This window comes from Kribbella swartbergensis (assembly GCF_054784135.1).
This window is the reverse complement of record NZ_BAAGPM010000027.1, coordinates 454001-480230: the sequence shown is the minus strand read 5'-3', so window position 1 is coordinate 480230 and position 26230 is coordinate 454001. Positions and strand designations below refer to the sequence as shown.

Here is a 26230-nt window from a genome sequence, read left to right as displayed (position 1 = left end):
GCCAAGTGGGAGTGCGTCCGCGAGTGCTAGGCCGTGAAGATGACGTGGCGCTTGCTCGCGGCGGCCTGCCGCCAGAAGACAGTCAGATCGACGAAGTTCCCCCACGTGTACTCGAAGTCTTCGTCGCCGAACGCGGCGTACTCCGCGGCGTCGATGCGCTCGTAGCCCGTGCGTAGCGACTGCTCTGTGACGTCTGTGAGCGCGGCAGCGACAGCGGGGACCTGGTCTTTGTCGACCAGGACGACCAGCTCGTCCTCGCCGCTGGTCAGCAGCTTGCCACCGAGAACGGCGAGGTTGAGTGGACTGGAACCGTTGTCGAATGCAAGACGGCCGTCGGTGAGGCTCCGGTGGATGGCGTCCCAGGCTTTGTCGGTCTCCACGTTGTAGTCATCGTCGCGCTCTTCGATGACTTCGTGCACGTACTCCGAGATCCCCTCGTCGTCCCCCTCCATCTTCAGAAGCTTCCGGCGATCCTCGTCGGTGATCGCAAAGTGCATACCCAGGCTCATACGCACCCTCCCTCGTGACGGCTGATGTCGCTGTTCTTCATACCTGCAGGGCAGGGCCAAATGTGCCCGCGACGAGAATCGAACCCGCATGCCTTGCGGCCGCGAGGTCAAGTTCGAACAGGCTCTGTCCGGGAGGGTACGTCATGGTTCGGGCCGCGCGGCTCGGGCCGGGATGGCAATTCGAGGGGGCCCACGTCAGCGTTCACCTGAGAGGCCAGGGTTGGTGCACGATGCTGCTATGGCTCAGGAGTATGCGATCAAGCTCGACTTGGATGTGGCGTGGGACATTGGCGCTCCAATGCCGTTCGTCATGAGCAACGGTCCAACGGCTGTTGCGCTGTTCTACGAGCGCATCGAGGACCCGAACTGGGATGGTACGAGCGTTACTGTGGTGGATCCCGGCTCCGCTCAGATTGAACAGTTGGGCATCATCGAGTTCGACGGACTGCAAGAGATGCGGTTCGGCGGGCTCAACGACGAGGCAGTCGAGGGGCACCCACTGTGGGGCCGTGGCCTCGAACCCTACGCCGCGCACCAGGTGATCAACTCGTCATGGATCGCCGAGGCCGAGCGGCGCAACTCGGTGCACCCGGGGCACCGTGGCGGCTGGCATGAGTGGCTTAAGCATTACGTGCTGCTGTTCCATGACGAGACGCTGGAGTGCCTAGCCGAAGGCTTCCGCATCACCCGCGCGAGCAGCGCCTACTCGGACGCAGTCGTCGCGACTGCCGCCCGTCTGAGCAGAGCTTGAGCCGCGACCAAGCCGCCAGTTGACGGCTACGTGTCGAGGCCGCGCGGGCACAGTCCCTCCGCATACGTTCAGTCGTGGGCCAGGTATAGGGTTGCGGTATGGCGCGATGGGGGCCAGTGCGGCCGCTAGTCGTCGGGGGGCTCGTGGCGGTTGGATTCCTCGATGAGCAGCACCTGATCGTTGGTAGCCACAGCGGCATTGGCGTCATCGAAGCAAGCAGCGGAGCCCGGATCGACGATGTTCCGGATCCCGAAGGCACCTACCAGTGGTACAGCGAGCCGCCGCCCTCGGCGACGTACGTGGGCACCGACCGCACCTATACCGTTCCCATCGCGGGTTTGTGGGGCGGCCGTCTACGAGAAACCACGGCCGACGGCTGGCAATGCATGAGAACTACTGAAGGGGCGATCCTCAACGGACCAGACGGAACTACGGGTCATGGTCGAGGATGACGAGGAGTTCCGAGCACTCGGGTTCTCACCCGGGGGTCGCGTGTTCGCCTATGCGACTTCACCGACGCTGTACCTCGTCACCCGCTGACCACACCAATCGCGGTGCCAGGGTGGTGGGGCAGGCGGTAGCACGTACGTCGGGCGGTAGCCCGCGGACGCCGGCGACAGCCGCAGGGAACGTACCGGCGATAAGCCGGTGGGTGGGTGGGAGCGGGCGTAGCTGGCGCGTCGAGGAGCGGAGCGACGAGGGAGCGACTGCGGAGCACGCGTGGGGCGGACCAGCCGATCCCGACCGCGTCGTCCTGTGCCCGGGACGGGATTCGAACCCGTATGCCTTTCGGCCGCGAGGTCTAAGTTCGACCTGGCAGCGTTCGAGATGATCCGTAGGGGTTCATTTCGCCTTAGGCACGCCTCCATAGATCGCGTGCGGACACGACTGAACGGCATTGAACTGCAACCAGAAGTGCAACCAAGAAGCTTCGTGTACAACGCCGGCACATCGGCCTCATCGGAGTCGACGGGCTGCTCTCGATGCCCGGTCTTGCCGCACGAGGACAGTCACCAGGCCGCCCAGCGAGGCGAGACCGACACCAAGGCATGCTGTTGCCCATCCTCGGTACCTGTCGCGGTTGGCGACGAGTCGTCGTGCGTCGGCCTCGGCGATCGCTGTGTGGGCGTCTTCTGGAAGGTAGAGGACCCTGAGTGGGGGCGCATACCGGGTTCCAGGGTCGGGGCTCTGGCGCTCTTCGTTGCGTGGGATCGGCGTGTCCGCATCGATCCACGAAAGCGTGGTTCGGATGCTCTGCTGGTCGGCGGACATGAACTCGACCTGGACATCCCTGAGGAACGGGTCTCCCTTCCCGAGGCCAGCATCGAATGTCACACGGTTCGCGTCGGCGGGAATGCCGATGTTCAGAAAGTCCTGGGCGGTTTCGGCCCGAAGAGTCAGCTCTGTCACGGCGATCGCCCCGTAGATAGTGAGCAGTGCGCCGGCGATTCCGAGCCATGTCGCCGGTTGCCTGAGGAACTGTCTCCGTCGCACGGGCAATCATTGCATGCCGAGTTGACAACTACGTGTCAAGCAGACGGCAGTCCTCCGCGTCGCCCCGATCGACCTATGACTCCTTCCATGCCATGGGCGGGGGTCGCTCTGATGGCTTACGCGGGACGACGCTCAATCCTTTACCTGCAAGGCGTTTTCGCCTTCCTCGTTGTTGCAGGTTCGACCCGCTTCAAGACCGTTGTTACGTGTGATTCGCTCCCAAAATCCTCCCACGGCGGTAGGCGGTCCGGTGGCCTGCCGATGCCTCTTCTCCTGTTGCGCGTTGTGGCTCGGGCCACGGTCTGGATCGGTGGCCTCGCCGGACCTGGTCGTCAGTCTGGCATTGATCTCAGACGCACAGAGCGAGTTGTACATTCAGTCTGCGAGACCGACACTCTTCGGAGGGAGGTGTGGACCAACTGTGAAGAACCCCGGTTCGGCGGCGGGTGAGCGACGGCATCGAGTATCGCGAAGTGGAAGAGATCGCCGTCTGGATGGACGGTACCGAGACGCTCTGGTCCCTGGAACGAACGGCGCGTCACGGCTCGCAGTGGACCCTGGTACTGACGGCTCCCGACGGCGTGACCTGGACAGCCAGCGCGCAGGGACTGTGGAACGCGCTGGTCGCGTTGCGTCGTCAGACCGACCGGTTGGGCTACAAACTGTGTTGCGCCGGGGCAAGGGTGGACGCATTGATGCGCAAGGGCCGTGACTGGAACAACGACATCGTCTATATCCTCAGTCGCCGTACCCTCCTCGGCATCCACCACCGAGCCATGCTTTTCGACTACGCCCCCGCCACGACCATAGGCACCGTAGAAGAACAAGACGCCCGCTACCACCGCTGGCTCGCCACCCCGTGGTGGCGAGCCCTCCTCCCCGGCGACCCAGTCCGCTGACGACAACCGCGTTCCCGATCTGGAGCCGTCACCCTGCGGTTCCGGATCGCGGACTACCACCGCTCGCGCGCGTCACCTTGACGAACATAGCGCCGGGACCGCGTCAAGTCCGCGCGGGCAGTCCTCCCGCATCGCCCCGATAGCTGCCGACCTTAGGTTCGGTTCGGTGCGGATCAAGGGTCGAAGATCCCGGAGGGACGCCGTAGGCGCCCTTGACGCGTGCCGGGCCGGACCGTCCCTTCCATGATTGCTAGCGGGGCGATGCGGGAACCCACGCACCAGCCGGGTGGCTCGTGTCACCGGGGAGGCGGTAGCCGGCCGTTTCGGCGACGCCGGCCGCATCGATCCAGACCGTCAAGCGCTTCGAGAAATCGAAGATGTGATGCGTCCAATCCTTCTCCGCGCCGCGCTCGTACCTGGTCATGATCCGAATCGTTCCGCACCACGAGCCGATAGCGCCAGCTTGACGAACAGGCGCACCTCGGCAGTTCTGTGCTTCACGACAGCGGCAGATCCGTGCGTTTGTCAGCCGTCCCAAGGCAGGCGGTGCCTGAGTTCGTCGTGCGTCGGTGTCATACCTCGGGCTGCCATGACGCGCACCTTCTTCAGATTCGAAAGTGACAGCAGCGGCGTGTAGTCCAGGTCGTCGACGATCAGGGTGTGGAGTAGAAGACGCTCGAGTTGGGGCATTTGGGCGAGGAAGGCGACCGACTGAAGGCGCACGTTCCGCGGAATCATCCAGTCTCCGCCGAGTTCCAGATCCTTCACTGCTCGCATTTCCCCGACAGGACTGGCGTCGATGAGACCCTGTAGGCCGTCGACCTGAAGGGTTTCCACGCGTTGAAGACATGCAAGATGAGCTAAGTTTCGGACCTTGGATGCCCCGGCGAGGCGGAGCGTGTGCAGCTGAGACATGCTGCAAAGAACGGCAAGGTCGTCGTAGTCGCCCCACTTGACTTGGAGCGAAGTCAACTGGTGCTGCCCGGACAAGGCGTCGAAGAGCCGCTTAGGTGTCCGAGTCGTGAAGCGGAGCGACCGGATTGGAGTCGGCCCCGATCTGAAGAACTCGACCCATTCGTCGACGATCTGGCGCTTGCGCCGCTCTGGGTAGGCAGAACCAAGCTGGGTCGCCGCGATCATGACCGAAGGCTCAGCGGAGTACTCGGCGACCTCAACGAGCTGCCGCCCGTCAGCCGCCCGGTCTCGTGACATGGCGGCATTCTGTCATCGTGCAGCAGGTGTCGCGGATCTGTTGGCGGATCACAAGCGGGCCGATTTTATAGGCTCATGGCGCAACAATCTCAGTCTCTTCAGCCCATCGCGCTGTAGTCGAGAGAACCGCCAGGTAATCCAAGGCCTCCTGTTCGGACCAAGTTGGCTCCTGTGGGTGCGCCCCGACGTTGCGAATACCCGCGTTTGCTGCCTATAGCAAGGCTTCAGTCGCGAGCTCACGGTCAACGAGTGTTAATCCGGACTTCTGTTGGATGCGTGGGCCTGGGATCGACGCTTCGTCATCGGAGGGCGCGAGTTCGAAGGTCTTCGCGGAAGTGTGCTGGGCGAGGCCGATCTCTCGGAGCGCCGGGGTGGTGGGTTGCGTGGTAGCGCGTACGTCGGGCGGTAGCCCGCGGACGCCGGCGATAGCCGGCAGGGAACGTACCGGCGATAAGCCGGTGGGTGGGTGGGAGCGGGCGTAGCCGGCGCGTCGAGGAGCGGAGCGACGAGGGAGCCACTGCGGAGCACGCGTGGGGCGGACCACCTCCCACCACACCGCGTCGTCCTGTGCCCGGGACGGGATTCGAACCCGTATGCCTTGCGGCCGCGAGGTTTAAGCTCGCTGCGTCTGCCGTTCCGCCACCCGGGCTGTGCGGCAAGGACTGACCTTACAAGCTGAGGGAGCCCGATGGGGGCTTCACATCCATCATCCGCCGACCACCCCGCAGTCGACTGAGCGAGCAGCGCGAGCGCACCGCGAGCGGGGCGAGCAGATTCAGCGAGCGGGGCGAGCGCGGAAGGGCGGGTGGGGCTGCCGGCGTAGCACGCGACGCAGGAGCGCGCGGAGCAGGCTGCGAGGGCAGGCTGCGAGGGGCAGGCTTGCGACGGGCGGGCCGCGAGGGGCGGGCTGCGAGGGCAAGCCTACTTGTAGACCTTGCGGGGGTAGATGGCGTGGGCGCCGGCGACTCGGTCTAGGAAGAGTTTGCCGTTGCAGTGGTCGATCTCGTGCTGGAGGGCCCGGGCCTCGAAGGCGTCGGTGGTGATGGTGACCTGTTCCGTCGTACCGGGGAGGACGCCGGTGACGGTCAGCCGGGTGGCGCGTTTGACGTCGCCGGTGAAGTCGGGAACCGACATGCAGCCCTCGCGGCCCTTCTCCTGCCGGGTCGCCTCGACCACGACCGCGTTGCAGAGGACGAAGACTCCGTGGCAGGTGCGCGTCTTCGGGTGACCTGTCACGTCGAGCGAGAACATCTGTGCCGCCACACCGACCTGCGGCGCCGCGAGGCCGACGCACCCGGGTGACACCCGCATGGTGGCGATCAAGTCGGCGGCGAGCTGGACCGTGGCCGGGTCGAGCGGGTCCACGGTCGCGCCCTCGGTGGCAAGGACCGGATGCGGTGCGCGAAGTACCTCCAGTACGGCGCCTTCGACGCCCAGGTCAGCGGGGGACCAGCCGGTGATCACGGTCACAGCTCGTCGCTCTCCGCCGGGCGCAGGGTGATGCCGACGCCGAGCTCCTCGGCGGTGATCTCCAGGGCGCGGTTGAGCATCTCGAGCTCGGCGGTGAGCGGTAGCTCGACCTCGGCGGTCAGCACGTACAGCTCCCCGCTGAGCCGCGTGGTCAGGTCGGTGATCGTCCCGCCCGCGGTGGCGATCATCCGGGTCACCGCCGCAACGATCCCGGGCCGGTCGGCGCCGTGCACGCTGAGGATGTACGACGGCCCGATCGGGGCGTGCTCGTGTTCGGGCCCGACCTTGCGGACCGTGATCACCAGTTCCCCGCGCAGCGGCTCGACCGCGGCCTTGACCTCCTCGTACGGCCCGGAGCAGACGATCATCATCGCGAAGTGGCCGCGCAGCAGCGTCATCGTGGAGTCCTCGAGGTTGACTCCGGTCCCGGCGAGGGCCTCGGTGACGTCCGCGATGATGCCCGGGCGGTCCGGGCCGATGACGGTGACTGCGAGCTGACTCATGCCCGGAAACCTACCGGTGACCTAAGTAGCCGATGAATTCGACTTCGGTATGCGGACAGCCGTCGAACCCCTGGAGAGCGCTTACGCACCGCTACATTCGTGCCATGACCGAGTCCGACCGTCGTCGCCGCAGCACCCGCGACTGGGTTGTGGACTCGCTCGCCTTCCTGACCGCGGTGTTCTGCGGATTCCTGCTGTACGACGAGGGCAGAAACGACCCGATCAGCCCTAACCTGCTGGCGTTCGACTTCTACTTCGGAATGGCGCTCTGCCTGAGCCTGTGGTTCCGGCGCCGCTGGCCGGTCCAGCTGGCCCTGGTCGGGGCGGCTGTCTCCACGTTCTCGGACATGGCCGGTGCCGCGACCTTGCTGCTGATCCTGACCGTGGCCATCCACCGGTCACTCAGGACGACCCTGCTGATCTTCGCCGCGAACGCGGTCAGCCTGCTCATCTACATCGACGTGCGGAACAAGCCGGATCATCCGGCTGCGCTCGTCATCGCGGCCGTGTCGCTCTACGTGGCGGTGGCGGGCTGGGGTCTGTACATCCGGTCCCGCCGCCAGCTCCTGCAGACGCTCCGCGACCGCGCCGACCGGGCCGAGATCGTCGCCAAGTTGCAGGCCGAGCAGGCACAACTCAGAGCTCGCGAGGAGATCGCTCGCGAGATGCACGACGTACTCGGTCATCGCCTGTCCCTGCTCAGCGTCCACGCCGGCGCGCTCGCCTACCGCCCGGACGCGTCCGCCGAGGAGGTCGCCGGGGCCGCCGAGATCATCCGGGCCAGCGCCCACCAGGCGCTGCAGGATCTTCGTGAGGTGATCGGCGTACTCCGCGCTCCCGTCGGCGAGCTCCCGCAGCCGACGTTCGCCGATCTGCCCGTCCTGGTCGAGGGTTCGCGGAAGGCCGGTCTGCCGGTCGAGCTGGTCCTCGACGCCCCGGGGACGTTGCCGGATCACGTCGGGCGTACGGCGTACCGGATCGTCCAGGAGGGACTCACCAACGCGCTGAAACACGCGCCGGGCGAGCCGGTCCGGATCAGCGTGACCGGTGCCCCCGGCAACGGTTTGTCGGTGGAGTTGCGCAACCGGGCACCCCATCGCCGGCGAGGGGACGGCAAAGGCCTGCTCGGCCTCACCGAACGGGCCGCGCTCGTCGACGGCCGGCTGGAACATGGCAGGACTCCGGACGGCGATTTCCGGCTCTTCGCTTGGCTACCGTGGCCGGCATGAGTATTCGGGTCCTGATCGTCGACGACGATCCGCTGCTGCGCGCCGGGCTGAAGCTGATGCTCGGCGGCGCCCCGGACATCCGGGTCGTCGGTGAGGCCGGCGACGGCGGCGGCGTGCAGAGCCTGATCGATCGGCTCGCGCCGGACGTCGTACTGATGGACATCCGCATGCCCGGCACCGACGGCCTGACCGCGACGGAAGCGGTACGGCGTCGCCCGAACGCGCCCGAGGTCGTCATCCTCACCACCTTCGACGCCGACGAACACGTCCTGCGGGCGCTGCGCGCCGGCGCGGCCGGGTTCGTCCTCAAGGACACTCCGCCGGCCGAGATCGTCGATGCGGTACGACGGGTGGCCGCGGGACAACCGGTGTTGTCGCCGGCCGTGACCAAGCGGCTGATCACCCGCGTCGCGTCGTCCGGCACGGACCAGCGCAAGGCGAAGGCGGCCGGCCGGCTGGCCGAGCTGAACGACCGGGAACGCGAGATCGCGGTCGCGGTCGGCGAGGGCAAGTCGAACGCCGAGATCAGCTCGACCCTCTACCTGAGCGTCCCGACCGTGAAGACGCACGTGTCCCGCATCCTCACCAAGCTCGACCTCAACAACCGCGTGCAGATCGCTCTGCTCGTCCACGACGCCGGGTTGCTCGACGACTAGCTCTGGTGGAGTCGAGGCCAGAGCGATCCCACGTCGCCTTGCTCCACCAGCGAGCGGAAGCGCCGTACGAACGCCACTTCGGCCTCGGCCAGCGCCAGCCGGTACTCGTACTCGACCAGGTGGATGCGCTCGACGTCCTCCCGGTCCCGGGTCTTCTCGCGGAGCCCGGCGATGAGCAGCTCGAGCGCCGCCAGCCGTTCGCCCAGGAGCTCGACGACCTCCGCCGGCGGCAATACGACGATCAACGCCAGCGCGGCCTCGAACCGCAGGTACTCCTTTGCCGGTACGGCGACCAGCTCCCGCATCTCCCGCGTCAGCACCTCGCGACCCGCCTCGGTCAACGCGTAGACGGTCCGCTCCGGCAGCTGACCGGCCCGACTGGTCTCCTGCGGCTCGATGTACCCGTCCCGGTGGAGCTGCTTCACCACCATGTAGAGCGAGGCGTGCCGGTACTTGATGCTCTCCTGCTTGTTCCGGGCCTTCAGCAGCCGGCCCAGCTCGTACGGGTGCATCGGCCGTTCCTGCAGGAAGGCGAGCACGACGAGGCCGAGCGGATTGCTCACACCTTTGGCCATCCCCGCCCTTCCGTCAGACGTCGAGAACGATGCGCCGTCCCTTCGCCCGCGACACACATGGGTACATCAGGTCGGTCCGGTCGCGTTCATGATTCTGCAGGACGTCGTCCCGATGGTCCGGGATGCCACCGAGGACGCGTACCTCACAACTGCCGCAGATCCCATCCTCGCAGGACGCGTCCACGGTCGGGTCCACCTCATGGATGACGTCGAGCAGACTCCGCTCGGCCGGCACCTGGACGACGACCCCGCTGCGCTGCAACACCGCCTCGAACGCGGCCCGCTCCCCGGACCGTTCCGTTGCGGCGAACCGCTCGGTGTGCAACGTCGCGTGCTCCGGCATCGCCTCCTCGACCGCCTTCATCAGCGACTCCGGTCCACAGCAGTAGACCGCCGTACCCGGAGCGACATCGGCCAGCAGTTCGGCGAGGTCCGGTCGCGGGACTTCGTCAGCCGGCAGCAGTGTCACGCGATCGTCGCGGCTCAGCTCCGCGGCATAGGCCATCAACGCCCTGGAGCGCCCCCGGTAGAGCAGCCGCCAGTCGCGATCGCCCAGAGCCGCGATCATCGGCAGGAACGGCGTGATGCCGATGCCTCCGGCAATGAACAGGTACGACGGGGCGTCGACGAGCGGGAACTTGTTCCGCGGGCCCCGCATCCCGATCCGCGCGCCGGCCTTCAGCCGGTGGATCTCCGCCGATCCGCCGCGGCTGTCGGGTTCCCGCAGTACGGCGATCTGGTAGGCGCCGTCCGATTCGCCCGCGATCGAGTACTGCCGGACCAGGCCCGACGGCAGCACCAGGTCGATGTGCGCTCCCGGCTCCCACGAGGGCAGCGGGCCCTTCACCGGCCGGAGCGTCAGCCCGATGGTCCGGTCGGCCAGCCGGGTGATCCTCGTGATCTTGATGGTGCCCCGGCGACCCCAGCGCGTCTTGCCGCCCGGCTTGTACAGCGACAGCAGCATCGCGGCGACCAGGCTGAGCAGCGGCAGTCCGAACCCGGCGAACACCACGCCGCCGCTGTTCCCGAGCTGGTCGGTCGTGCCGCCGGTGACCGCGAGATGCTCGGCCTGCTCGATCACCGCGCCGACCGAGTCCTCGACGTACGCGAACGCCGAGGCCAGGATCGCGAACGAGATGATCAGCTTGGCCGCGACCCAGCGGTACCGGATGAGGCCCCAGCGGGTGGTCAGCCCGAGCGCGATCCCGGTCAGGGTGGTGGCGAAGTTCGCCCACGGCAGCAGCGTGATGTCGAAGTACGAGACCAGTTCATAGACGATCACCGCCGTGTCGAGGTCCCGCGTGGTCATCCCGATCACGGCCAGAGTGACCACCGCGCAGGTGATGCCGACCCACGCGGCCGCGCTGATCGCGTGCGCGGCGACCAGCGCACGGTGTGGCCCCCGGCCCAGTTGGCCGGCCAGCAACGCCAGGATCGGTACGGCGATCCAGCAGCAGAACATCACCAGGATGTCGCCGACAACGAACGCGAGGGCCACGGTCAGCAGGCATTGCACCCAGCCGAGCCCGAGTACGACCGGCCGGGGAGCGGAAGGCCGTACGGCGAGCAGAAGAGCGAGCGCCGCCGCGCTCGCCGCGAGCGCGATCAACATCGGGGTGCGCAGCTCCGGAACCCGCAGCGGGAACAGCGAGGGCACCTGCGTCAGTACCCCAGCCAGCCCGGTATAGCCGAACAGAGCGTTCCTGGCCTTGACCATGAAGGCTCACCTCTCAAGTAGTCAATACGAACTAGTCGATCATGACTACATGAGCGGACGTGTGCCATCCGGTCGCAACCCCCACTCGCCCCTGAGTTCGCCCGGTCGGCGTGGCTGAACATGAAGCAGCCGGCCGGGATCGTCCGGCCGGCTGCTTCAGGTTGTGTGTTCTAGGACCGGGTCGCCCGGCGGAACTCCTCGCGGGGCATCTGGAGGCTGCCGAGTGAGGTGACCTCGCGGCGGAAGAACAGTGCGAGGGTCCAGTCCAGGATCACCCGGGCCTTGCGGTTGAAAGTGGGGACGCGGGACACGTGGTAGGTCCGGTGCAGGAACCAGGCCGGCCAGCCCTTGACCTTCACGCCGTACAACTGGGCGACACCCTTGTGCAGGCCGAGGCTCGCGACCGAACCGACGTACTTGTGCTTGTAGTCCACCGGCTCCTTGCCGTCCACGACGCGCAGGATGTTCTCGGCCAGCCGGTGCGCCTGGCGGACCGCGTGCTGCGCGTTCGGGGCGCAGTACGCGCCGGTGTCCGAGGTGAGGTCCGGGACGGCCGCGTTGTCACCGGCGGACCAGGCGTCGTCCACACCCTCGATTCGCAGGTTCGGCAGGCACTTCACCCGGCCCCGCTCGTCGAGCGGGAAGTCCGTCGCCGCGAGCGCCGGGTTCGCCTTCACGCCGGCGGTCCAGACGATCGTGTCGGCGTCGAACTCGTCGCCGTCGCTGAGGATCACGTGACCCTTCTCGCAGGACTCCAGCCGGGTCTCCAGCTTGATGTCCATGTTGCGCTTGCGCAGCTGGTCGACGGTGTACTTGCCGAGCTCCTCGCCGACCTCCGGCAGGATCCGGCCGGTCGCCTCCACCAGCACCCATCGCATGTCGTCCGGGCTGATGTTGTCGTAGTACCGGGTGGCGTAGCGGGCCATGTCCTCCAGCTCCGCGAACGCCTCGACACCGGCGTAACCGCCACCGACGAAGACGAAGGTCAGCGCCGACTTGCGCAGCGCCGGGTCGGGCTGCGAGGACGCCACGTCGAGGCGGTCCAGCACCTTGTTGCGCAGCGCGATCGCTTCCTCGACGTTCTTGAACCCGGTCGCCTCGTCGGCCAGGCCGGGGATCGGCAGCGTGCGCGCGATCGAGCCGAGCGCGACCACGACCTGGTCGTAGGCCAGCTCGTACTCCGGACCCTCCTCGGGCATCACCTTGGCGACCTTGTTCGCATGGTCGATCCCGGTGACCCGGCCGGTCACCACCCGGCAGCCCTTGAGGGTCTTGCGCAGCGGCACCACCACGTGCCGCGGCTCCACCGAGCCGGCCGCCGCCTCGGGCAGGAACGGCTGGTACGTCATCACCGACCGCGGGTCCACCACGGTGACCCGGATCTTGCCTTTCCTGGCCGCGCGGCGCAGGCCGTACGCGGTGTACATCCCGACGTAACCGCCTCCGACGACGAGGATGTGCGGCACCTGGGCTGTCATGCGGTCACTCTCCCTGAGTGGATTCTGACTTCATGTCGACTTCAGGTTACTGCACTCGTGAAAACTTTCACAAACCCTCTCGAGGGTGATCTCACCCACCGAAACGCTCCCTCTCCGGAGGGATCTCTCATGCCGACATGCTCTCCCGGCGGTGCCGTTTCGCCGAGGGCTGACGCCCCTCGACACAGAACCGCAAGCTGCGGGGGAGCTCGCTACGGCAGGCGGTAGACCGAGACGTGGGAGGGGGAGTCGGCGGTGAACGGGGAGCCGGACCAGTCGGCGTGGCGGGATTCGAGGGTGAACCCGGCCAGTCGGGCCATCAGGTCGAGTTCGGCGGGCCAGATGTAGCGGTGCGGCGTGCGGAAGACCTCGGCCTGGGTGCCTTCACCGAAGTGGAAGTGATGCGAGACGACGTGCTGGCGGAGGACGTCGTACGTGTCGAGCAGGATGTAGCCGGGTTCGGCTATGCCGACGGTGGCCGGTCGACCGGGTGGGAGGCGGCGCAGTTCGGGGACCCAGAGTTCGATTACGAAGCGGCCGCCGGGGGACAGGTGGCGGGCGGCATTGTGGAAACACTCGACCTGCTCGTCCTGGGTCAGCAGGTTCGCGATGGTGTTGAAGACCAGGTAGACCAGGGTGAACTCGCCGGGTGCGCGGGTGGTCGCCATGTCGCCGACCACGACCGGGATCGTCTCCTCGTCGACCTTCGTCCGCAACTGGTCGACCATTGCGGTGGACAACTCGATGCCGGCGACCGGTACGCGTTCGGACAGTGGTACGGCGACCCGCCCGGTGCCGATCGCGAACTCGAGCGCCCTGCCGTCACCCGCCAACTCCGCCAGCCGAGCCACCGTCGGCCCCAGCACCTCGGGTGCGAACATCCCGGTCCCTGGCGTGTCGTACCGCCGCGCCACCTCCGCGTTCCACAGCTGGTTCTGGTGCGAAGCCTTGGACCATTGCAGCCTGTCCTCCGAGCCGTCCTCCCCGACCTTGGCGAACCCGAGGCGGTCGTACAGCCGGCGCGCGTCCGGATTGTCCCGCTCCACCTTGAGCTCCAGCGGTACGCCGCGAGCCGCCGCCTCGGACTGCAGTTCCGCGATGATCGACGTACCGATGCCACGGTTCTGCACCGACGGGTGCAACTGGATCCCGTTCAACTCGACGGCTTCGGACGTCCGGCTGACCCGCAGCCGGCCGGCCGGACGACCGTCGACCTCGACGACGCTCGTGGTGGACGGCGAGTCCGCGTCCTCGATCAGATCGCTGGTCATCCGCGCGAACCCGTCTCGCCACGCCGATTCGGCGAAGTCGTCGGGTAGCCGCCCCTGCGCGCGCGTCGCTTCGATCACCACGTCGGTGAGAAACGCGACGTCTTCCGGCCCGGCCGGTCGAACTCGATAAGGCTGCACCATGACCGCCCAACCTAGACAACGGCCGCTCGGGCGGCCACAGCTTTTCCAGCACCCCGTCCGACCGGGTCGGCGGCACGGTCGTATCGATGAGCGATTGGTGTGTGCAACCGTTTGCTGATTTCGGGGTTGCGGTTGGGGAACAGGGGGTTGATTCTCAGACGTTGTTAAGGGTGGGACCGTAGTATCACTGTACGGCCCCGGATGTGGGTCACCAGGAGGATGACATGCAGAGCAGTAACCCGGTCCTGAACCGGTCGAGTGCGTTCGCGCCTGGCCAAGGCCAGGCTTATCCGGGGGCCGCTCCGTACGGTCAGCCGGGTCCCTATGGATACGGTCAGCCCGGCCAGTACGGCGGACCCGGTGGGCCGCCCCAGCAGTACCAGGGGGCTCCCGCCGACAGCCGTCCGATGACGCTGGACGACGTGATCGTCAAGACCTCGATCACCCTCGGGGTGGTTGTCGTGGCGGCCGCGCTCGCCTGGTGGTTCACCCCGGACAACCTGGTCGGGCCGGTGTTCCTGGCCGGTGCGCTGGTCGCCTTCGCGCTGGCCATGGTGCTGAGCTTCTCCCGGCGGATCAACCCCGCGCTGGTGATGCTGTTCGCCGCGGCCGAGGGCGTGTTCCTCGGGATCGGCAGCAAGTTCATCGCCGCCTGGGTCGGTGACCCCGGGATCGTCGTACAGGCCGTGCTCGCCACGATGGTGACGGCCGGCATGACACTGGCGACGTACAAGTACTTCGCGATCAAGGTGACGCCGCGGTTCACCAAGATGGTGATCATCGCCACGATGGGCTTCGCCGGCGTGATCCTGATCAACTTCATCGCCAGCCTGTTCGGCTTCAACTCCGGGATCGGCGGCTTCGGCCCGATGGGTCTGCTGTTCGCCGCGATCGGCGCCGGCCTGGCGGTGTTCAACCTGATCCTCGACTTCGACATGATCGAGCAGGGTGTCCGCCACGGCGCCCCGCAGAGCGAGGCCTGGCGGGCCGCGTTCGGCCTGACCGTCACCCTGGTCTGGCTGTACTGGAACCTCCTCCGCATCCTCGCCATCCTGCGTGGCTCCGACTGACCTCTGAACACATCACCCGAAGGGCCGGCCCAGGTGGACCGGCCCTTCGGCCTTTTCCGGCCACGGTGGGGCAGACCCGGTTACGGCTGCCTAGGTTGGACGGAGACCCGCTGACGGATCTGGGGAGACGGTATGACGGGCTGGATTGTCGTGGCGGCAGCGGTCCTGGCCGTGGTGGCCGCGGTCCTCGTCATGCGGCGGCGGGCGAGGCGGACAACCGCTGAATCGGGAGCCGCGAACCATGCCGCATCAGCCCCGCTGCGGGTGTCCTGGCCGCCTGGATACTCCTCGACGAGGCCGATCCGGACTGTGCGGAGGCCGGACGCGCTGTATCTGATCGAGGAGTTCCCGGACCGAGCGGCTGCGCTGGAGTTCCTGCGAGGGTGTGAGGTTCGGGACGAGCGGGTGTATGTGATCGCCGAGAACCCGCAGGGGAATCTCGGCAAGGACCTGGTGATGATCTTCGAGGAGGCGGACGGCCCGTTCGTCGAACTCGCCGAGCGCAGCCCGGCGCCCTTCGACGTCTCCTTCGGAGACTGCGCCCGCTGTGGGTACTCGGTGATTCCGGCGCCGGCCCCGGGGTCGGCCGCGATTCATGACGGGGACGGCCGGGTGCGGTGGTCGGTGTCGCTCGATCAGCTGGAGTTGACCGGCCAAGGGTTCAGATGCACGTCGTGCGGCGCCCTGATCTGCGCGGCATGCTGCCGCGCGGAATCGCAGCAGGCGGCGCCGGACGGCCGGCTCGATCTGGGCTGCTGGATCTGTGACCGCCCTGTCGACGTGTTCCAGGGCTGAGAACGAAGAAGACCTGCCCCTCCACCTGAGGGGGCAGGCCTTCTGGTTCAGACTCCTGTTCGGGTCGTCAGCCCATTCGACGGTGCGCTCGGCGCAGGTCGTACTCGTGGACGATGGCGGTCGCGTGCCCGTGCGCGAGCTCGTACTCGCTGGACAGCCATCTCACTCTGTCGTCGAAGCGCAGGAACGACGGACCGTCGTTCATCAGCTGGAACCACTCTGCCATCTCGCGTCCGGTGCATTTGGGCACTTTCTCCACCAGTCGCTGGTGCGTCTCCTCGGAGTGGTTCAAGCCCATGTTCGCCTCCCGTCATCGGGGTACCGCGTAGTTATCGACTGTGCACCACACCGCCACCGCTAGGCAACCCTCTCTTCCCGAAAGCCCTGGTCAGCGGACGCGCACGCCGACGGCGTTATTGGCCGACCGGAACGGCGCCCGGGCTGTCGCTGCTGTCCTCGTCGACCCGCTCGACCTCCGCCTTCGGATGACGCCGGCGGTGGCGCAGCGCCGCCCAGCGGCCGCGGGGACCGCGCTCGCGGCCGGCGACCTCGGTGGCCGCGACCTCCGTGCCGGCCGTCCGGGCAGCCTGTACGGCGGCCTCCGCGATCGGCAGGATCGCCTCGCCCCGGAACGGCTCGGGGTGCACGAACGACTCCGGCCCGACGCCCACCGCGGCGGCCACCGACGGCAGCAGGGCGGCGGACGCGGCGGCGTACCCGGTGGCCGACGGGTGGAAGTTGTCCCGGCCCCACATCGTCGGGTCGGTCCGGAACACCTCGCCGAGCAGCGACCCGAGGGACACAGTCCGGCCGCCTGCCTCGACCACCGCGATGGTCTGGGCGGCGGCCAGCCGGCGGCTCCAGGACCGGGCGACCTGCCGCAGCGGCGGCATGATCGGCCGGACCACGCCGAGGTCCGGACAGGTGCCCACCACCACCTCACAGTGCGCGGCCCGCAACCTGCGGACCGCGGCCGAGAGCAGCCGAACCGAGGTCGACGGTGGCATCTTCGCCTTCACGTCGTTGACGCCGATCAGGATGACCGCGACATGCGGCCCGGCCTGCAGTGCGGCGTCCACCTGGCCGGCCAGGTCGGTGGACTTGGCGCCGGTCTTCGCCACGTCGACGAGCCGCACGGGCCGCTCGGCCAGGTCGGCGAGGCCGGAGGCGAGCAGCACGCCGGGTGTCTCGTCCGGCGACTCGGTGCCGTAACCGGCGGCGCTGGAGTCGCCGAGGATGGCGAGCGTGATCGGATGTCCTGGATACCGGCCGTACAGGCCGTCGCCCGGAGTGGGGTAGTAGCGCATCGGTCCGATCACGCGTTTCGCGTACTCCGCCTCAGCGGTCAGTACGCCGTACAAGGTGGCACCGATGAGTCCGAGTCCCCCGCCCCCGAAGGCTGCGGCCTGGGCCAGTCTCTTGGCAGCCCGGGCCGCGCTGGATACATTTCCCACCGCTTCGCCCCGGTCACTCATGCATCAAGGATTACACGCAGTAGCAGCGGTGCAAGTGAAAATAGGGTCTGTGTCATCGAACTGGCACAAGCATCACTACAGTAAAGATGTGCGCTACGCAGACTCTCTCCTGGACCTGGTCGGCAACACCCCGCTGGTGAAGCTGTCGACGACGACCGACGGCGCGAAACCGCTCGTGCTCGCGAAGGTCGAGTACTTCAACCCCGGCGGCTCGGTGAAGGACCGGATCGCGGTCCGGATGGTCGAGGCGGCCGAGGCCTCCGGCGACCTCAAGCCGGGTGGCACGATCGTCGAGCCGACCTCCGGCAACACCGGCGTCGGCCTGGCGATGGTGGCGCAGCAGAAGGGCTACAAGTGCGTCTTCGTCTGCCCGGACAAGGTGAGTGAGGACAAGCGCAACGTGCTCAAGGCGTACGGCGCCGAGGTCGTGGTCTGCCCGACGGCGGTGGCACCCGAGCACCCGGACTCGTACTACAACGTCTCCGACCGCCTGGTCCGCGAGATCGAGGGTGCCTGGAAGCCGAACCAGTACGCGAACCAGAACAACCCGCGGTCGCACTACGAGACCACCGGCCCGGAGATCTGGGAGCAGACCGACGGGAAGATCACCCACTTCGTCGCGGGTGTCGGCACCGGCGGCACGATCAGCGGCACCGGCAAGTACCTGAAGGAGGTCTCCGGCGGGAAGGTGCAGATCATCGGCGCCGACCCGGAGGGCTCGGTGTACTCCGGCGGCACCGGCCGGCCCTACCTGGTCGAGGGGGTCGGTGAGGACTTCTGGCCGGAGACGTACGACAAGACCATCTGCGACCGCATCATCGAGGTGTCGGACGCGGACTCGTTCGCGCTGACCCGGCGGCTCGCCCGCGAGGAGGCCATGCTGGTCGGCGGCTCGGCCGGGATGGCGGCCGCCGCCGCGATCCGGCTGGCGCACGAGCTGGACGACGAGAACGCGGTGATCGTCGTCCTGCTGCCCGACGGTGGCCGCGGCTACATGACCAAGGTCTTCAGCGACGACTGGCTGGCGCAGTACGGGTTCCTCGCCGCGACCCGGCAGGGTACGACGGTCGGCGACCTGCTCGCCCGCAAGGACGGCAGCATGCCGCCGCTCGTCCACACGCACCCGCACGAGACGATCGCCGAGGCGATCGCCATCCTGCGGGAGTACGGCGTCTCGCAGATGCCCGTGGTCCGGGCGGAGCCGCCGGTGATGGCGGCCGAGGTGGCCGGCTCGGTGTCGGAGCGGACCCTGATGGACGCCCTGTACACCGGCAACGCGCGGCTGGCCGACATGGTCGAGCAGCACATGGACCCGGCACTGCCGTCGCTGGGCGCGGGCGAACCGGTCGCGAAGGCGGTCGAGTTGCTCGAGGATCGGGACGCCCTGATGGTGCTGGACGACGGCAAGCCGGTGGGCGTTCTGACCCGGCAGGACCTGCTGGTCCACCTGTCCGTCGACTGACTCCCGTCCGGGAGACTTACCGGTCTACGACCGAAGGCACGATGGCGAGCAGGACCGTGACCACGATGCCGATCACGACGGCCGCTGCTCCGGCGAGCTGAAGGATTTCCATACCTCAAGGATGCTTCGGCGCGGTCGTCCGGACATCGGCCCGAGGGCCGGTCCTGCCTTCATCCCTTGGTCGTACGGCGACCGGCCCGGTCCTACTTCCGGAGTCCGGGTTGTCCCCTAGGTGTACTGCCCACGCTGCCGGCCAGCGCTTCGCGGCGGATCCACTGGCGCAACCTAGTGGACGAGCACGTAATCGGCCGGGTCGAGCCGCCGGGTCCGGAGCCAGTAAGACACCGTGAACCGCGGCCAGATCGTGGAGTTCCGGCCGGAGTCGTCGAGGTACCAGCTGTTGCACCCGGACTGCCAGACGGTGTCGTCCAGTTCGCCATGGATCCCCTCGACGAACCGCTCCTGGACCTCCTCGCGGACCTCGACGTACGACGCTCCCCGCCGCCGGAGCAGGTGCAGAGCCTGCATCACGTACCGGACCTGCGCCTCGATCATGAAGACCATCGACGAGTGGCCGAGCACAGTGTTCGGCCCGACCAGCAGGAACAGGTTCGGGAACCCGGACACCGTGATGCCGAGGTGGGCGCCGATGCCGTTGCGTTTCCAGTGGTCGGCCAGGTCGACGCCGTCCTTGCCGAGGATCGGCATCCGGGTCAGGTTGGCCGACACCTCGAACCCGGTGCCGAGCACGATCGTGTCGCAGGCCCGCGTGGTCCCGTCGGCGGTGACCACGCCGGCCGGGGAGATCCGCGCGATCGGAGTGGTGACGAGGTCCACGTTCGGGCGGGTGAAGGCGGGGTAGTAGTCGTTCGAGATCAGGAGGCGCTTGCAGCCGATCTGGTAGCCGGGGGTCAGCTCGGCCCGCAGTTCGGGATCGCGCACCTGCTTGCGGAGGTGCCGTTTCGCCTGCAGTTCAAGGCCTTTCATCAGTTTCGGGTTGCCCGCGAAGCCGGCGCCGCGACCCTCGAGACCCCAGTAGACGACGTCGCGGATCACGCGCTGCGCGGCCGGGAAGCGTTCGTGCAGCCGCCGTTCCCACGCGCCGATCGCGCGGTCCGGCTTGGGGGTGATCCACGGCGGCGTCCGCTGGTACACGTCCAGTTGCGCGACCTGCGGCGCGATCTTCGGCACGAACTGGATCGCCGACGCGCCCGTCCCGATCACCGCCACGTTCCGGCCGCGCAGGTCGTGGTCGTGCTTCCACCGGGCCGAGTGGAACGTCGTACCCGCGAAGGAGTCGAGGCCGGGGATGTCGGGCAGCTTGGGCTGGTGGAGGCTGCCGACGCCGGCGACGAGGGCCTGGGTCTCGATGGTCTCCGCGTCGTTCACCGTGACGGTCCACCGGCCGGTCGCCTCGTCGAACACTGCTTCGGTGACCTCGGCGCCGTACCGGATCTTCCCGGCGACGCCGTACTTGTCCGCACAGTGCTCGAGGTAGGCAAGGATCTCGTCCCAGGGCGCGAACATCCGGGTCCAGTGCGGGTTCGGCTCGAACGAGAACGAGTACAGGTACGACGGGACGTCGCAGGCGCAGCCGGGATACGTGTTGTCCCGCCAGGTGCCGCCGAGTCGGTCCGCCTTCTCCAGGATGACGAAGTTCTCGCACCCGGCCTGCCGCAACCTGATCCCCATGCACAACCCGGCGAATCCGGACCCGACCACGACGACCTCGGCCTCTGTCATGCCAGCAGAGGTTACCGGCGGGTCACTACGGCGGGCTAGGGGGTGTGTCTGATGGTTCCGCGCAGTAGGCGGGGAACCATCAGACACCCCCTTGGTGCTTCAGCCGGTACAGGATCTCGCCGGCGTTCGGGATGACCAACGTGTCGGGGTCGTTCTCGTACGCGGTGAGGTCGAAGTCCGCCGGGTCGAGGGGGGCAAGGTTGGCCCGCCGTACGACGTCCTCGGGAATCCCGGTCGCGAGGGTGACATGGACGCGCAGGTGTTCACCCGTCGCCGGGTCCCAGGTGCCGGCGCCGCGGAGGTGGGTGGAGTGCGCGAGGACACCCCAGTGGAGATCGCGGAACCGATCCCACTGGCCGAGGAAGTAGTCGCGGCAGTGGTACCCGATCTCCTCGATCTCGGGGTGCATCGCGGCGAACTCGGTGACGTGCGGCGCGTACAGGACGACCTCGCCGCCGTCGGCGACGATCGGCTCGACTTTGTAGAAGCCTTTGGCCGCGGTCCAGATGTCGGTGTACTTGGCCGGGATCAGCGACACGACCCGCCGGACCGGGTGGTCGAGGTAGCGGACGTGGGTCTGGGCGGAGATCTCGGCCGCCGCGCGCCACGACGAGATGGTGTCGCCGAAGGCGATCGCGTGCAGGGCCTCGGTGCCGGACTGTGCCACCACCGACAGCGCGAGCTTCTCCGCCGGGATCAGCGCCGCGGCCTCGTCGATCAGGGCCCGGACCGGGGTGGTGCCCGGCGTACCGATGATGGTCGAACTGGTGATCAGGGCGCCGAGCCAGTGCGAGAAGTCGATGACTTCCTGACCGGCGACGCCCGGGAAGAAGTACTTGTTGCCGCCGGAGAAGCCGACCACCTCGTGCGGGAACACCGGGCCGACGACCAGCGCGACGTCGTGCTCGACCACGGCCCTGTTCAGCTTCACCGGTACTTCGTCGCGCAGCATCTCGTCGGAGATCCGGCCGACCCGGTCCGCGCTGATCGTGCCGAGGTCGGCGAAAGTCTCGGGTTTCCACCACTCGTGGTTGAGGACGTTGTCGTACTCGCCGCCGAGGTGCGTGCGCAACTGCTCCGGCGTCAGCTCCCCATGGGTGCCAAGGGCAACCAAGATGGTGAGCTTGCCGACCCGGCCGTCGAGTGCCGCGTGCACCGCGTTCAGCAGCAGCGGAAGCGGGCAACTGCGGGTCGCGTCCGGGACGATCACGCAGACGCTGCGGCCCTCCAGCCCGGCGCCGGCGAGCGAGTCGGCGACGAAGGTTGTCACCTCGTCCTCGGTCAGCACCTGCCCCGGTCCACCGATCACCGCCGCCGGTCGCGCGTCCATGCGCACCACCCTAGTGCCTGCTCAATCGCTTCCGGGCGGTGACCGAGCGGGAACCGTTGGTGGACAAAGGATCTCGTCACCGGCAGGTAAGGGAGCGAGCCGTTGACCGAGTCGTGGCGTGGGCGCACGATCGGCGGTGTCAGCTGGGGAGCGGGCGATGTGCTGAGCGAGGGGGAGTTCCACCATGTCCGACACGATCGAACGGCCGGCGGGGGCCAGACCGGAAGGATTCGGGGGCGTCGTACTGCAGGCCGGGGACCCGGCGTACGACGAGGCCCGGACGGTGTTCAACGCGATGATCGACAGGCGGCCGGCGATGATCGCGCAGTGCGAGTCGGCGGCCGACGTGGTGGCGGCGGTGCGGTACGGCGTCGCGCGGGAGCTGGAGATCGCGGTCCGCGGTGGTGGTCACAGCGTGGCCGGCGCCGGGGTGACCGACGGCGGCCTGGTGGTGGATCTGCGCCGGATGAACAGCGTCCAGGTCGATCCGGATGCGCGGATCGCCCGGGTCGGCGGCGGTACGACGTGGGGCACGTTCGACCGCGCCTGTCAGCGGTACGGGCTGGCGACGACGGGCGGCCGGGTGTCGACCACCGGGGTCGCGGGGCTGACGCTCGGCGGGGGATCGGGGTGGCTGGAGCGGAAGTTCGGGCTGGCCTGCGACAACCTGCTCTCGGTCGAGCTCGTCACCGCGGACGGACGGCTGCTGATCGCGGACGAGACCAAGAACACCGAGCTGTTCTGGGCGCTGCACGGAGGCGGCGGCAACTTCGGGGTCGCGACCTCGCTGACGTTCCGGCTCGAGGAGGTGCCGACGACCACGCTGGCGATGTTGCTCTGGCCGGCCGAGGCCGGTGCCGCGGTGGTCCGCGCGTACCGGGACCTGATCGAGGCCGGCGCGTCGGAGAACCTCGGAGGTGGCGTGCTGTTCCTGACCGCGCCGCCGGAGCCGTTCGTGCCCGACTACCTGCAGGGGGAGCGGGGGGTGGTCGCCGGTGCGATCTACGCCGGTCCCGAGGCCGAGGCCCGGGACGCCTTCGCGCCGATGTTCGCGCTCGGGCCGGTCGGCGAGCTCGTGGCGGAAATGCCGTACGCCGATGCGAACTCGGCGTTGGACGATCCGCCGGGTTATCGCAACTACTGGTCGGCCGAGCACCTGTCGTCGTTCCCGGACGCCGCTGTACAGCTGTTCTGCGACCGGGCGATGGACATGCCGTCGCCGTCACCGTCGCAGCAGGTCGCACTCCCGTGGGGTGGCGCCGTACTGCGGGGTGCAGACGAGTGGCCGTTGCCGCATCGGCGGGCCGCCTGGGTGGTTCACCCGTTCGGGCTGTGGGCGGACCGGGCCGACGACGCGCGCGGACGGCAGTGGTCGCGGGATCTGTGTGCCGACCTGCAGGAGTGGGCGACCGGGTACGTGTACCTGAACTTCATCGGGAACGAGGGGCAGAACCGGGTGATCGCCGGGTTCGGGCAGCAGAACTACGACCGGCTGTCCCGGGTGAAGTGCGAGTTCGACCCCGAGAACGTCTTCCACCTCAACCAGAACATCCTCCCCGGTTGGCCGTCAGCCGACTAGGTCCTGTCTGCTGATCCCGCGCCGTCGCGAGCAGGTGCTCGGTGCGGTAGCTCGGCGTGCTGGAACGAAGGTTGCGATGCGGAGCATCGTGGCCTTCGGGCCAGTGCGGCGAGATGCCGTGCCGAGTGCCGCGCAGTAGGCGCGGGATCAGCAGGCAGGGCCTCAGTGAGGCGACGTCTGGTGGTCCCGTCTTCTGTGGGGTAGGCGGGACCACTGGATGCCGGCGACGGCGGCGTACGTGAGCGCGGCGAGCGGCACCGACCAGAGCCGGAAGAACGGCATCTGCCCGGAGACCGCGGTCGCCGCGAAGATGACGGCGAAGACGGTCAGGCCTGCGGTCGTCCCGCGTCGCCGGCTGTCGAGCGCCGTACTGGGAAGCGGTCCCATGTGCCGGTCCAGTACGACGGCCAGCGCGGACAACCCGGTGACGGCGGCTACCGCGAAGACGATCCCGCCGGGGAGACCGCCGAGCACGATCGCGAACGCGTTGCCCGCGGTCAGGACGGCGACTGCCACGGCCAGGTCGAGCACGCCGAAGGTCAGTTGGGTCATGCGCCGTTTGCCGAGGTCGACGTCGCCCGCGGTCCGTAGTGGGCCGGGGTCGCCGGTCAGGCGCTGTACGGTCAGGATCAGGGCGGCGATCAGCGCGATGAGGATGAGGATGCCGGTCGCGGACAGGACGGCGGACTTCGCCGGGGAGATGTAGTCCTGGACATTGCCGTTCCCGAAGTCGCAGGTCGCGCTCGGCGGGAACCAGCCTGTGTGCACCACCACTCCGGCGCTGTCGGCACCGCCGTACCGCAATGCACACGCCTCGGCCGGGTCGAACCAACTCGGCATCGACGTGCTGACCGCAACCGTCCACCCCAGCCCCAGCACGATCGCGACGGCGAGCAGACCCCCTGCCCACCTCCTGATCCACTCCATGCCCCACCCTCTCACCCATGACGACGTACGAGGGTTCGTACCTGTGGGGGCTCCGGCAGCAGGTTGGCTCCCGCCTGCTGTTGATGCCGGGCGCACAGGTGCTGGTCGTGGACGACGCCGACCGCATGCTGTTCCAGCGAAGCCGCGACACCGGGTTGTGGGAACTACCCGCGGGGGCGGCCGAGCCGGGCGGGGGCTTCCGCAGTACGGCGGTCCGCGAACTGCTCGAGGAGACCGGGTTGAGTGTGGCGGAACAGGATCTCGTTCCGTTCGCCAGCCTGTCCGAGGCGGATCTCCACACCCTCACCTATCCCAACGGCGATGTCCTGCAGTGCTTCGCGTTGTGTTTCGAGGCTCGGCGGTGGACGGGGGAACTTGTGGCGGACTCGGACGAGGTGGTGGAGGTCGGGTTCTTCGACGAGGCGCCCGCGGAGTTGCATCCGCCGACTCGGGTGGTGTTGGGGTTGTACGACGACTATCGCGCGACGGGGATGTTCCAAGCCCGGTAGGCCGTTTGACCAGGGTTTGACCTCGGTTTGCAGGGCCGGTAATGTACCCCACCCCTAGCGACGAATTTCTGCAGGCGGGTGGGGTTCCCATCCGGTTCTGTGGAGGTTTGTTGTGAAGAGGGATTTCCGCTGGTTGCTGGTCGGTCAGACGACCAGCCAGTTCGGAGCTCAGATCAGTGGTGTGGCGATTCCGCTGCTGGCTGTGCTCTCCTTGGGTGCCACGCCGTTCGAGCTGGGCCTGGTCACCGCCTCGAGCACGGTCGCGTTCGCGTTGATCGGGTTGCCCGCCGGTGCGTGGGTCGACCGGTGGCGCCGGCGCCGGATCCTGGTCGCGAGTGATCTCGTCCGCGCCGGGTTGCTGGCGACGATCCCGGTCGCGGCGGTGTTCGGCGTACTGACGATCACGCAACTGGTCGTGGTGTCGCTGCTGACCGGGTTCGCCCGGGTGTTCTTCGACGTCGGGTACCAGAGCTACCTGCCGTCGGTGATCGGCAAGGACCGCCTGCTGACCGGCAACTCGGCGATGGAGACGATTCGTGCCTCGGGCCAGATCGCGGGCCCGGGCGTGGGCGGCTGGCTGGTGACCGCGATCGGTGCGGCGAACGTCGTACTGATCCAGGCCTTCACCTTCCTCGCGTCCGCGTTCTCCTTGCTGGCGATCCGCGCGCGGGAAGAGGTACGGCGGCCGACGGGCGACTCGCGGTTGTGGACGGAGATCCGCGAAGGGCTCGGGTACGTCGCCCGGCATCGGCTGATCCGGTCGATCGCGATCACGAGCGCGGTGAACAACTTCTCCTTCGCGATCGCCTCGGCGGTGAACTTCATCTTCATGGTCCGCACCCTCGGCCTGTCGCCGACCCTGGTCGGGATCGTGCTGGCGGTCGGGTCCGTGACGGCGATGCTCGGGGCCGCCCTGACGCCACGGCTCGCCCGGCGGTTCGGATCGGCGCGGGTCATCTGGCTCTCGCTCGCGGTGACGGGTCCGCTCGGGGTGGCCGGGCCGTTGGCGCAGCCGGGGTGGCTGACGTTGCTGCTGGTGGTGAGTGCGGCGGTGGGGGAGTTCGGTCAGATCGTGTACGCGATCACGAGCGTGACGGCACGCCAGCGGATCGTCCCCGAACGGCTCCTCGGCCGGGTGAACGCGACCATGCGGTTCCTGTTGATGGGCCTGTTCCCTCTCGGCGCCCTCATCGGCGGCGTCCTCGGCACTCTCGTCGGCCCGCGCCTGACGTTGCTCGTGGCAACCGCTCTGATCCTCATGTCCTGGCTGCCGGTGTACTACGCCCTCGAAGGCGCCCGCGAGGTCGACGAGACGTCCCATGACGATTCCCCGACACCCACCGAGCCCCGCCGTACGACGTGACCCGCGAGGATGCGGACATCGGGCCGTTGGATTCGGTCGCCTGGGCGGCGACGAGAGCCGTGAGCGCAACCA

Annotated in this window: 27 protein-coding genes and 1 tRNA gene; 11 read left to right on the top strand and 17 right to left on the bottom strand. The window is 68.0% G+C overall.

Going from position 1 to position 26230, the window contains the following annotated elements; genetic code table 11:
• Positions 1 to 26 precede the first annotated feature (26 nt).
• Complete coding sequence (locus tag ACYVOK_RS28490; RefSeq protein ID WP_460665631.1) at positions 27 to 509, bottom strand: YfbM family protein; 483 nt, start codon at positions 507 to 509, stop codon at positions 27 to 29.
• A 238-nt stretch (positions 510 to 747) separates the two neighbouring features.
• Here ACYVOK_RS28490 and ACYVOK_RS28485 point away from each other — a divergent pair, with 238 nt between their 5' ends.
• Both ACYVOK_RS28485 and ACYVOK_RS28480 read left to right on the top strand, forming a co-directional pair.
• A complete protein-coding gene (locus ACYVOK_RS28485) occupies positions 748 to 1260 on the top strand; it encodes a hypothetical protein (RefSeq protein ID WP_460665630.1) in 513 nt (170 codons plus the stop codon).
• Positions 1261 to 1403: 143 nt separating this feature from the next.
• Positions 1404 to 1712: a hypothetical protein gene (locus tag ACYVOK_RS28480; protein WP_460665629.1), complete on the top strand. Its 309-nt coding sequence runs from the start codon at positions 1404 to 1406 to the stop codon at positions 1710 to 1712.
• Between the two features lie 505 nt (positions 1713 to 2217).
• On the opposite strand, the gene ACYVOK_RS28475 is transcribed toward ACYVOK_RS28480, so the two are convergent.
• Positions 2218 to 2754, bottom strand: coding sequence for a hypothetical protein (locus ACYVOK_RS28475; protein WP_460665628.1), 537 nt, complete (start codon positions 2752 to 2754; stop codon positions 2218 to 2220).
• A gap of 446 nt (positions 2755 to 3200) precedes the next feature.
• Between ACYVOK_RS28475 and ACYVOK_RS28470 the strand changes: the two genes are divergently transcribed.
• Positions 3201 to 3653 (top strand): hypothetical protein, encoded by a 453-nt coding sequence (locus tag ACYVOK_RS28470; RefSeq protein ID WP_460665627.1) that lies wholly within the window; start codon positions 3201 to 3203, stop codon positions 3651 to 3653.
• A 250-nt stretch (positions 3654 to 3903) separates the two neighbouring features.
• Here ACYVOK_RS28470 and ACYVOK_RS28465 read toward each other — a convergent pair whose 3' ends face one another.
• From ACYVOK_RS28465 to ACYVOK_RS28440, 6 genes are all read right to left on the bottom strand, one after another.
• Positions 3904 to 4077 (bottom strand): hypothetical protein, encoded by a 174-nt coding sequence (locus ACYVOK_RS28465; RefSeq protein WP_460665626.1) that lies wholly within the window; start codon positions 4075 to 4077, stop codon positions 3904 to 3906.
• Between the two features lie 101 nt (positions 4078 to 4178).
• On the bottom strand, positions 4179 to 4793 hold the full coding sequence (locus ACYVOK_RS28460; RefSeq protein ID WP_460665625.1) for a hypothetical protein: 615 nt from the start codon (positions 4791 to 4793) through the stop codon (positions 4179 to 4181).
• A gap of 145 nt (positions 4794 to 4938) precedes the next feature.
• Entirely contained in the window at positions 4939 to 5061 is a 123-nt protein-coding gene (locus ACYVOK_RS28455; protein WP_460665748.1) for a hypothetical protein, read from the bottom strand.
• Between the two features lie 372 nt (positions 5062 to 5433).
• Positions 5434 to 5514, bottom strand: a tRNA-Leu gene (locus ACYVOK_RS28450).
• A 272-nt stretch (positions 5515 to 5786) separates the two neighbouring features.
• On the bottom strand, positions 5787 to 6335 hold the full coding sequence (locus ACYVOK_RS28445; RefSeq protein ID WP_460665624.1) for a peptide deformylase: 549 nt from the start codon (positions 6333 to 6335) through the stop codon (positions 5787 to 5789).
• Positions 6332 to 6838: a glycine cleavage system transcriptional repressor gene (locus ACYVOK_RS28440; protein ID WP_460665623.1), complete on the bottom strand. Its 507-nt coding sequence runs from the start codon at positions 6836 to 6838 to the stop codon at positions 6332 to 6334. The genes ACYVOK_RS28445 and ACYVOK_RS28440 overlap by 4 nt, the downstream gene beginning before the upstream one ends.
• Positions 6839 to 6942: 104 nt before the next feature.
• Here ACYVOK_RS28440 and ACYVOK_RS28435 point away from each other — a divergent pair, with 104 nt between their 5' ends.
• Together ACYVOK_RS28435 and ACYVOK_RS28430 are read left to right on the top strand one after the other, a co-directional pair.
• On the top strand, positions 6943 to 8067 hold the full coding sequence (locus ACYVOK_RS28435) for a sensor histidine kinase (protein WP_460665622.1): 1125 nt from the start codon (positions 6943 to 6945) through the stop codon (positions 8065 to 8067).
• Complete coding sequence (locus tag ACYVOK_RS28430; RefSeq protein ID WP_460665621.1) at positions 8064 to 8723, top strand: response regulator; 660 nt, start codon at positions 8064 to 8066, stop codon at positions 8721 to 8723. Before ACYVOK_RS28435 ends, ACYVOK_RS28430 begins: the two co-directional genes overlap by 4 nt.
• Here ACYVOK_RS28430 and ACYVOK_RS28425 read toward each other — a convergent pair.
• The 4 genes from ACYVOK_RS28425 to ACYVOK_RS28410 form a co-directional block, all read right to left on the bottom strand.
• Positions 8720 to 9298, bottom strand: a complete 579-nt coding sequence (locus ACYVOK_RS28425) for a PadR family transcriptional regulator (RefSeq protein ID WP_460665620.1) — start codon at positions 9296 to 9298, stop codon at positions 8720 to 8722. The two genes, ACYVOK_RS28430 and ACYVOK_RS28425, sit on opposite strands and share 4 nt — an antisense overlap.
• A 13-nt stretch (positions 9299 to 9311) precedes the next feature.
• The gene (locus tag ACYVOK_RS28420) at positions 9312 to 11015 is read right to left on the bottom strand and encodes a PDR/VanB family oxidoreductase (protein WP_460665619.1); all 1704 of its coding nucleotides are present in this window, start codon (positions 11013 to 11015) and stop codon (positions 9312 to 9314) included.
• A gap of 170 nt (positions 11016 to 11185) precedes the next feature.
• Positions 11186 to 12493 (bottom strand): NAD(P)/FAD-dependent oxidoreductase, encoded by a 1308-nt coding sequence (locus ACYVOK_RS28415; RefSeq protein ID WP_460665618.1) that lies wholly within the window; start codon positions 12491 to 12493, stop codon positions 11186 to 11188.
• Positions 12494 to 12705: 212 nt separating this feature from the next.
• A complete protein-coding gene (locus ACYVOK_RS28410; protein ID WP_460665617.1) occupies positions 12706 to 13905 on the bottom strand; it encodes a GNAT family N-acetyltransferase in 1200 nt (399 codons plus the stop codon).
• 224 nt (positions 13906 to 14129) lie between these two features.
• Here ACYVOK_RS28410 and ACYVOK_RS28405 point away from each other — a divergent pair, with 224 nt between their 5' ends.
• Positions 14130 to 14975 (top strand): Bax inhibitor-1/YccA family protein, encoded by an 846-nt coding sequence (locus ACYVOK_RS28405; RefSeq protein WP_460665616.1) that lies wholly within the window; start codon positions 14130 to 14132, stop codon positions 14973 to 14975.
• A gap of 132 nt (positions 14976 to 15107) precedes the next feature.
• Positions 15108 to 15770: a hypothetical protein gene (locus tag ACYVOK_RS28400; protein ID WP_460665615.1), complete on the top strand. Its 663-nt coding sequence runs from the start codon at positions 15108 to 15110 to the stop codon at positions 15768 to 15770.
• A gap of 67 nt (positions 15771 to 15837) precedes the next feature.
• On the opposite strand, the gene ACYVOK_RS28395 is transcribed toward ACYVOK_RS28400, so the two are convergent.
• On the bottom strand, positions 15838 to 16068 hold the full coding sequence (locus ACYVOK_RS28395) for a DUF4287 domain-containing protein (RefSeq protein ID WP_460665614.1): 231 nt from the start codon (positions 16066 to 16068) through the stop codon (positions 15838 to 15840).
• 115 nt (positions 16069 to 16183) lie between these two features.
• The gene (locus ACYVOK_RS28390; RefSeq protein WP_460665613.1) at positions 16184 to 17245 is read right to left on the bottom strand and encodes an SGNH/GDSL hydrolase family protein; all 1062 of its coding nucleotides are present in this window, start codon (positions 17243 to 17245) and stop codon (positions 16184 to 16186) included.
• An 88-nt stretch (positions 17246 to 17333) separates the two neighbouring features.
• On the opposite strand from ACYVOK_RS28390, the gene ACYVOK_RS28385 reads away from it, so the two are divergent.
• Positions 17334 to 18707, top strand: coding sequence for a cystathionine beta-synthase (locus ACYVOK_RS28385; RefSeq protein ID WP_460665612.1), 1374 nt, complete (start codon positions 17334 to 17336; stop codon positions 18705 to 18707).
• A 285-nt stretch (positions 18708 to 18992) separates the two neighbouring features.
• On the opposite strand, the gene ACYVOK_RS28380 is transcribed toward ACYVOK_RS28385, so the two are convergent.
• Positions 18993 to 20450, bottom strand: a complete 1458-nt coding sequence (locus ACYVOK_RS28380; RefSeq protein WP_460665611.1) for a flavin-containing monooxygenase — start codon at positions 20448 to 20450, stop codon at positions 18993 to 18995.
• A 79-nt stretch (positions 20451 to 20529) separates the two neighbouring features.
• Positions 20530 to 21780: a lactate racemase domain-containing protein gene (locus ACYVOK_RS28375; RefSeq protein ID WP_460665610.1), complete on the bottom strand. Its 1251-nt coding sequence runs from the start codon at positions 21778 to 21780 to the stop codon at positions 20530 to 20532.
• A gap of 184 nt (positions 21781 to 21964) precedes the next feature.
• Between ACYVOK_RS28375 and ACYVOK_RS28370 the strand changes: the two genes are divergently transcribed.
• Positions 21965 to 23359 carry an FAD-binding oxidoreductase gene (locus ACYVOK_RS28370; RefSeq protein ID WP_460665609.1) on the top strand — a complete coding sequence of 465 codons (1395 nt, stop codon included), beginning with the start codon at positions 21965 to 21967 and terminating at the stop codon, positions 23357 to 23359.
• A gap of 162 nt (positions 23360 to 23521) precedes the next feature.
• On the opposite strand, the gene ACYVOK_RS28365 is transcribed toward ACYVOK_RS28370, so the two are convergent.
• Positions 23522 to 24286, bottom strand: a complete 765-nt coding sequence (locus ACYVOK_RS28365) for a hypothetical protein (RefSeq protein WP_460665608.1) — start codon at positions 24284 to 24286, stop codon at positions 23522 to 23524.
• 17 nt (positions 24287 to 24303) lie between these two features.
• Between ACYVOK_RS28365 and ACYVOK_RS28360 the strand changes: the two genes are divergently transcribed.
• Both ACYVOK_RS28360 and ACYVOK_RS28355 read left to right on the top strand, forming a co-directional pair.
• Positions 24304 to 24795, top strand: a complete 492-nt coding sequence (locus tag ACYVOK_RS28360) for an NUDIX domain-containing protein (protein WP_460665607.1) — start codon at positions 24304 to 24306, stop codon at positions 24793 to 24795.
• A 112-nt stretch (positions 24796 to 24907) separates the two neighbouring features.
• Entirely contained in the window at positions 24908 to 26158 is a 1251-nt protein-coding gene (locus ACYVOK_RS28355; RefSeq protein WP_460665606.1) for an MFS transporter, read from the top strand.
• The last annotated feature ends 72 nt before the right edge of the window (positions 26159 to 26230 follow it).

What these genes read in the sequence shown, in the direction of transcription:
- ACYVOK_RS28380 (WP_460665611.1), bottom strand. Translation starts at nt 20,450, where the DNA reads ATGACAGAGGCCGAGGTCGTCGTGGTCGGGTCCGGATTCGCCGGGTTG.
- ACYVOK_RS28485 (WP_460665630.1), top strand. Translation starts at nt 748, where the DNA reads ATGGCTCAGGAGTATGCGATCAAGCTCGACTTGGATGTGGCGTGGGAC.
- ACYVOK_RS28360 (WP_460665607.1), top strand. Translation starts at nt 24,304, where the DNA reads ATGACGACGTACGAGGGTTCGTACCTGTGGGGGCTCCGGCAGCAGGTT.
- ACYVOK_RS28395 (WP_460665614.1), bottom strand. Translation starts at nt 16,068, where the DNA reads ATGGGCTTGAACCACTCCGAGGAGACGCACCAGCGACTGGTGGAGAAA.
- ACYVOK_RS28405 (WP_460665616.1), top strand. Translation starts at nt 14,130, where the DNA reads ATGCAGAGCAGTAACCCGGTCCTGAACCGGTCGAGTGCGTTCGCGCCT.
- ACYVOK_RS28370 (WP_460665609.1), top strand. Translation starts at nt 21,965, where the DNA reads ATGTCCGACACGATCGAACGGCCGGCGGGGGCCAGACCGGAAGGATTC.
- ACYVOK_RS28415 (WP_460665618.1), bottom strand. Translation starts at nt 12,493, where the DNA reads ATGACAGCCCAGGTGCCGCACATCCTCGTCGTCGGAGGCGGTTACGTC.
- ACYVOK_RS28435 (WP_460665622.1), top strand. Translation starts at nt 6,943, where the DNA reads ATGACCGAGTCCGACCGTCGTCGCCGCAGCACCCGCGACTGGGTTGTG.
- ACYVOK_RS28460 (WP_460665625.1), bottom strand. Translation starts at nt 4,793, where the DNA reads ATGATCGCGGCGACCCAGCTTGGTTCTGCCTACCCAGAGCGGCGCAAG.
- ACYVOK_RS28465 (WP_460665626.1), bottom strand. Translation starts at nt 4,077, where the DNA reads ATGACCAGGTACGAGCGCGGCGCGGAGAAGGATTGGACGCATCACATC.
- ACYVOK_RS28425 (WP_460665620.1), bottom strand. Translation starts at nt 9,298, where the DNA reads ATGGCCAAAGGTGTGAGCAATCCGCTCGGCCTCGTCGTGCTCGCCTTC.
- ACYVOK_RS28365 (WP_460665608.1), bottom strand. Translation starts at nt 24,286, where the DNA reads ATGGAGTGGATCAGGAGGTGGGCAGGGGGTCTGCTCGCCGTCGCGATC.
- ACYVOK_RS28390 (WP_460665613.1), bottom strand. Translation starts at nt 17,245, where the DNA reads ATGAGTGACCGGGGCGAAGCGGTGGGAAATGTATCCAGCGCGGCCCGG.
- ACYVOK_RS28420 (WP_460665619.1), bottom strand. Translation starts at nt 11,015, where the DNA reads ATGGTCAAGGCCAGGAACGCTCTGTTCGGCTATACCGGGCTGGCTGGG.
- ACYVOK_RS28410 (WP_460665617.1), bottom strand. Translation starts at nt 13,905, where the DNA reads ATGGTGCAGCCTTATCGAGTTCGACCGGCCGGGCCGGAAGACGTCGCG.
- ACYVOK_RS28375 (WP_460665610.1), bottom strand. Translation starts at nt 21,780, where the DNA reads ATGGACGCGCGACCGGCGGCGGTGATCGGTGGACCGGGGCAGGTGCTG.
- ACYVOK_RS28400 (WP_460665615.1), top strand. Translation starts at nt 15,108, where the DNA reads ATGACGGGCTGGATTGTCGTGGCGGCAGCGGTCCTGGCCGTGGTGGCC.
- ACYVOK_RS28490 (WP_460665631.1), bottom strand. Translation starts at nt 509, where the DNA reads ATGAGCCTGGGTATGCACTTTGCGATCACCGACGAGGATCGCCGGAAG.
- ACYVOK_RS28440 (WP_460665623.1), bottom strand. Translation starts at nt 6,838, where the DNA reads ATGAGTCAGCTCGCAGTCACCGTCATCGGCCCGGACCGCCCGGGCATC.
- ACYVOK_RS28430 (WP_460665621.1), top strand. Translation starts at nt 8,064, where the DNA reads ATGAGTATTCGGGTCCTGATCGTCGACGACGATCCGCTGCTGCGCGCC.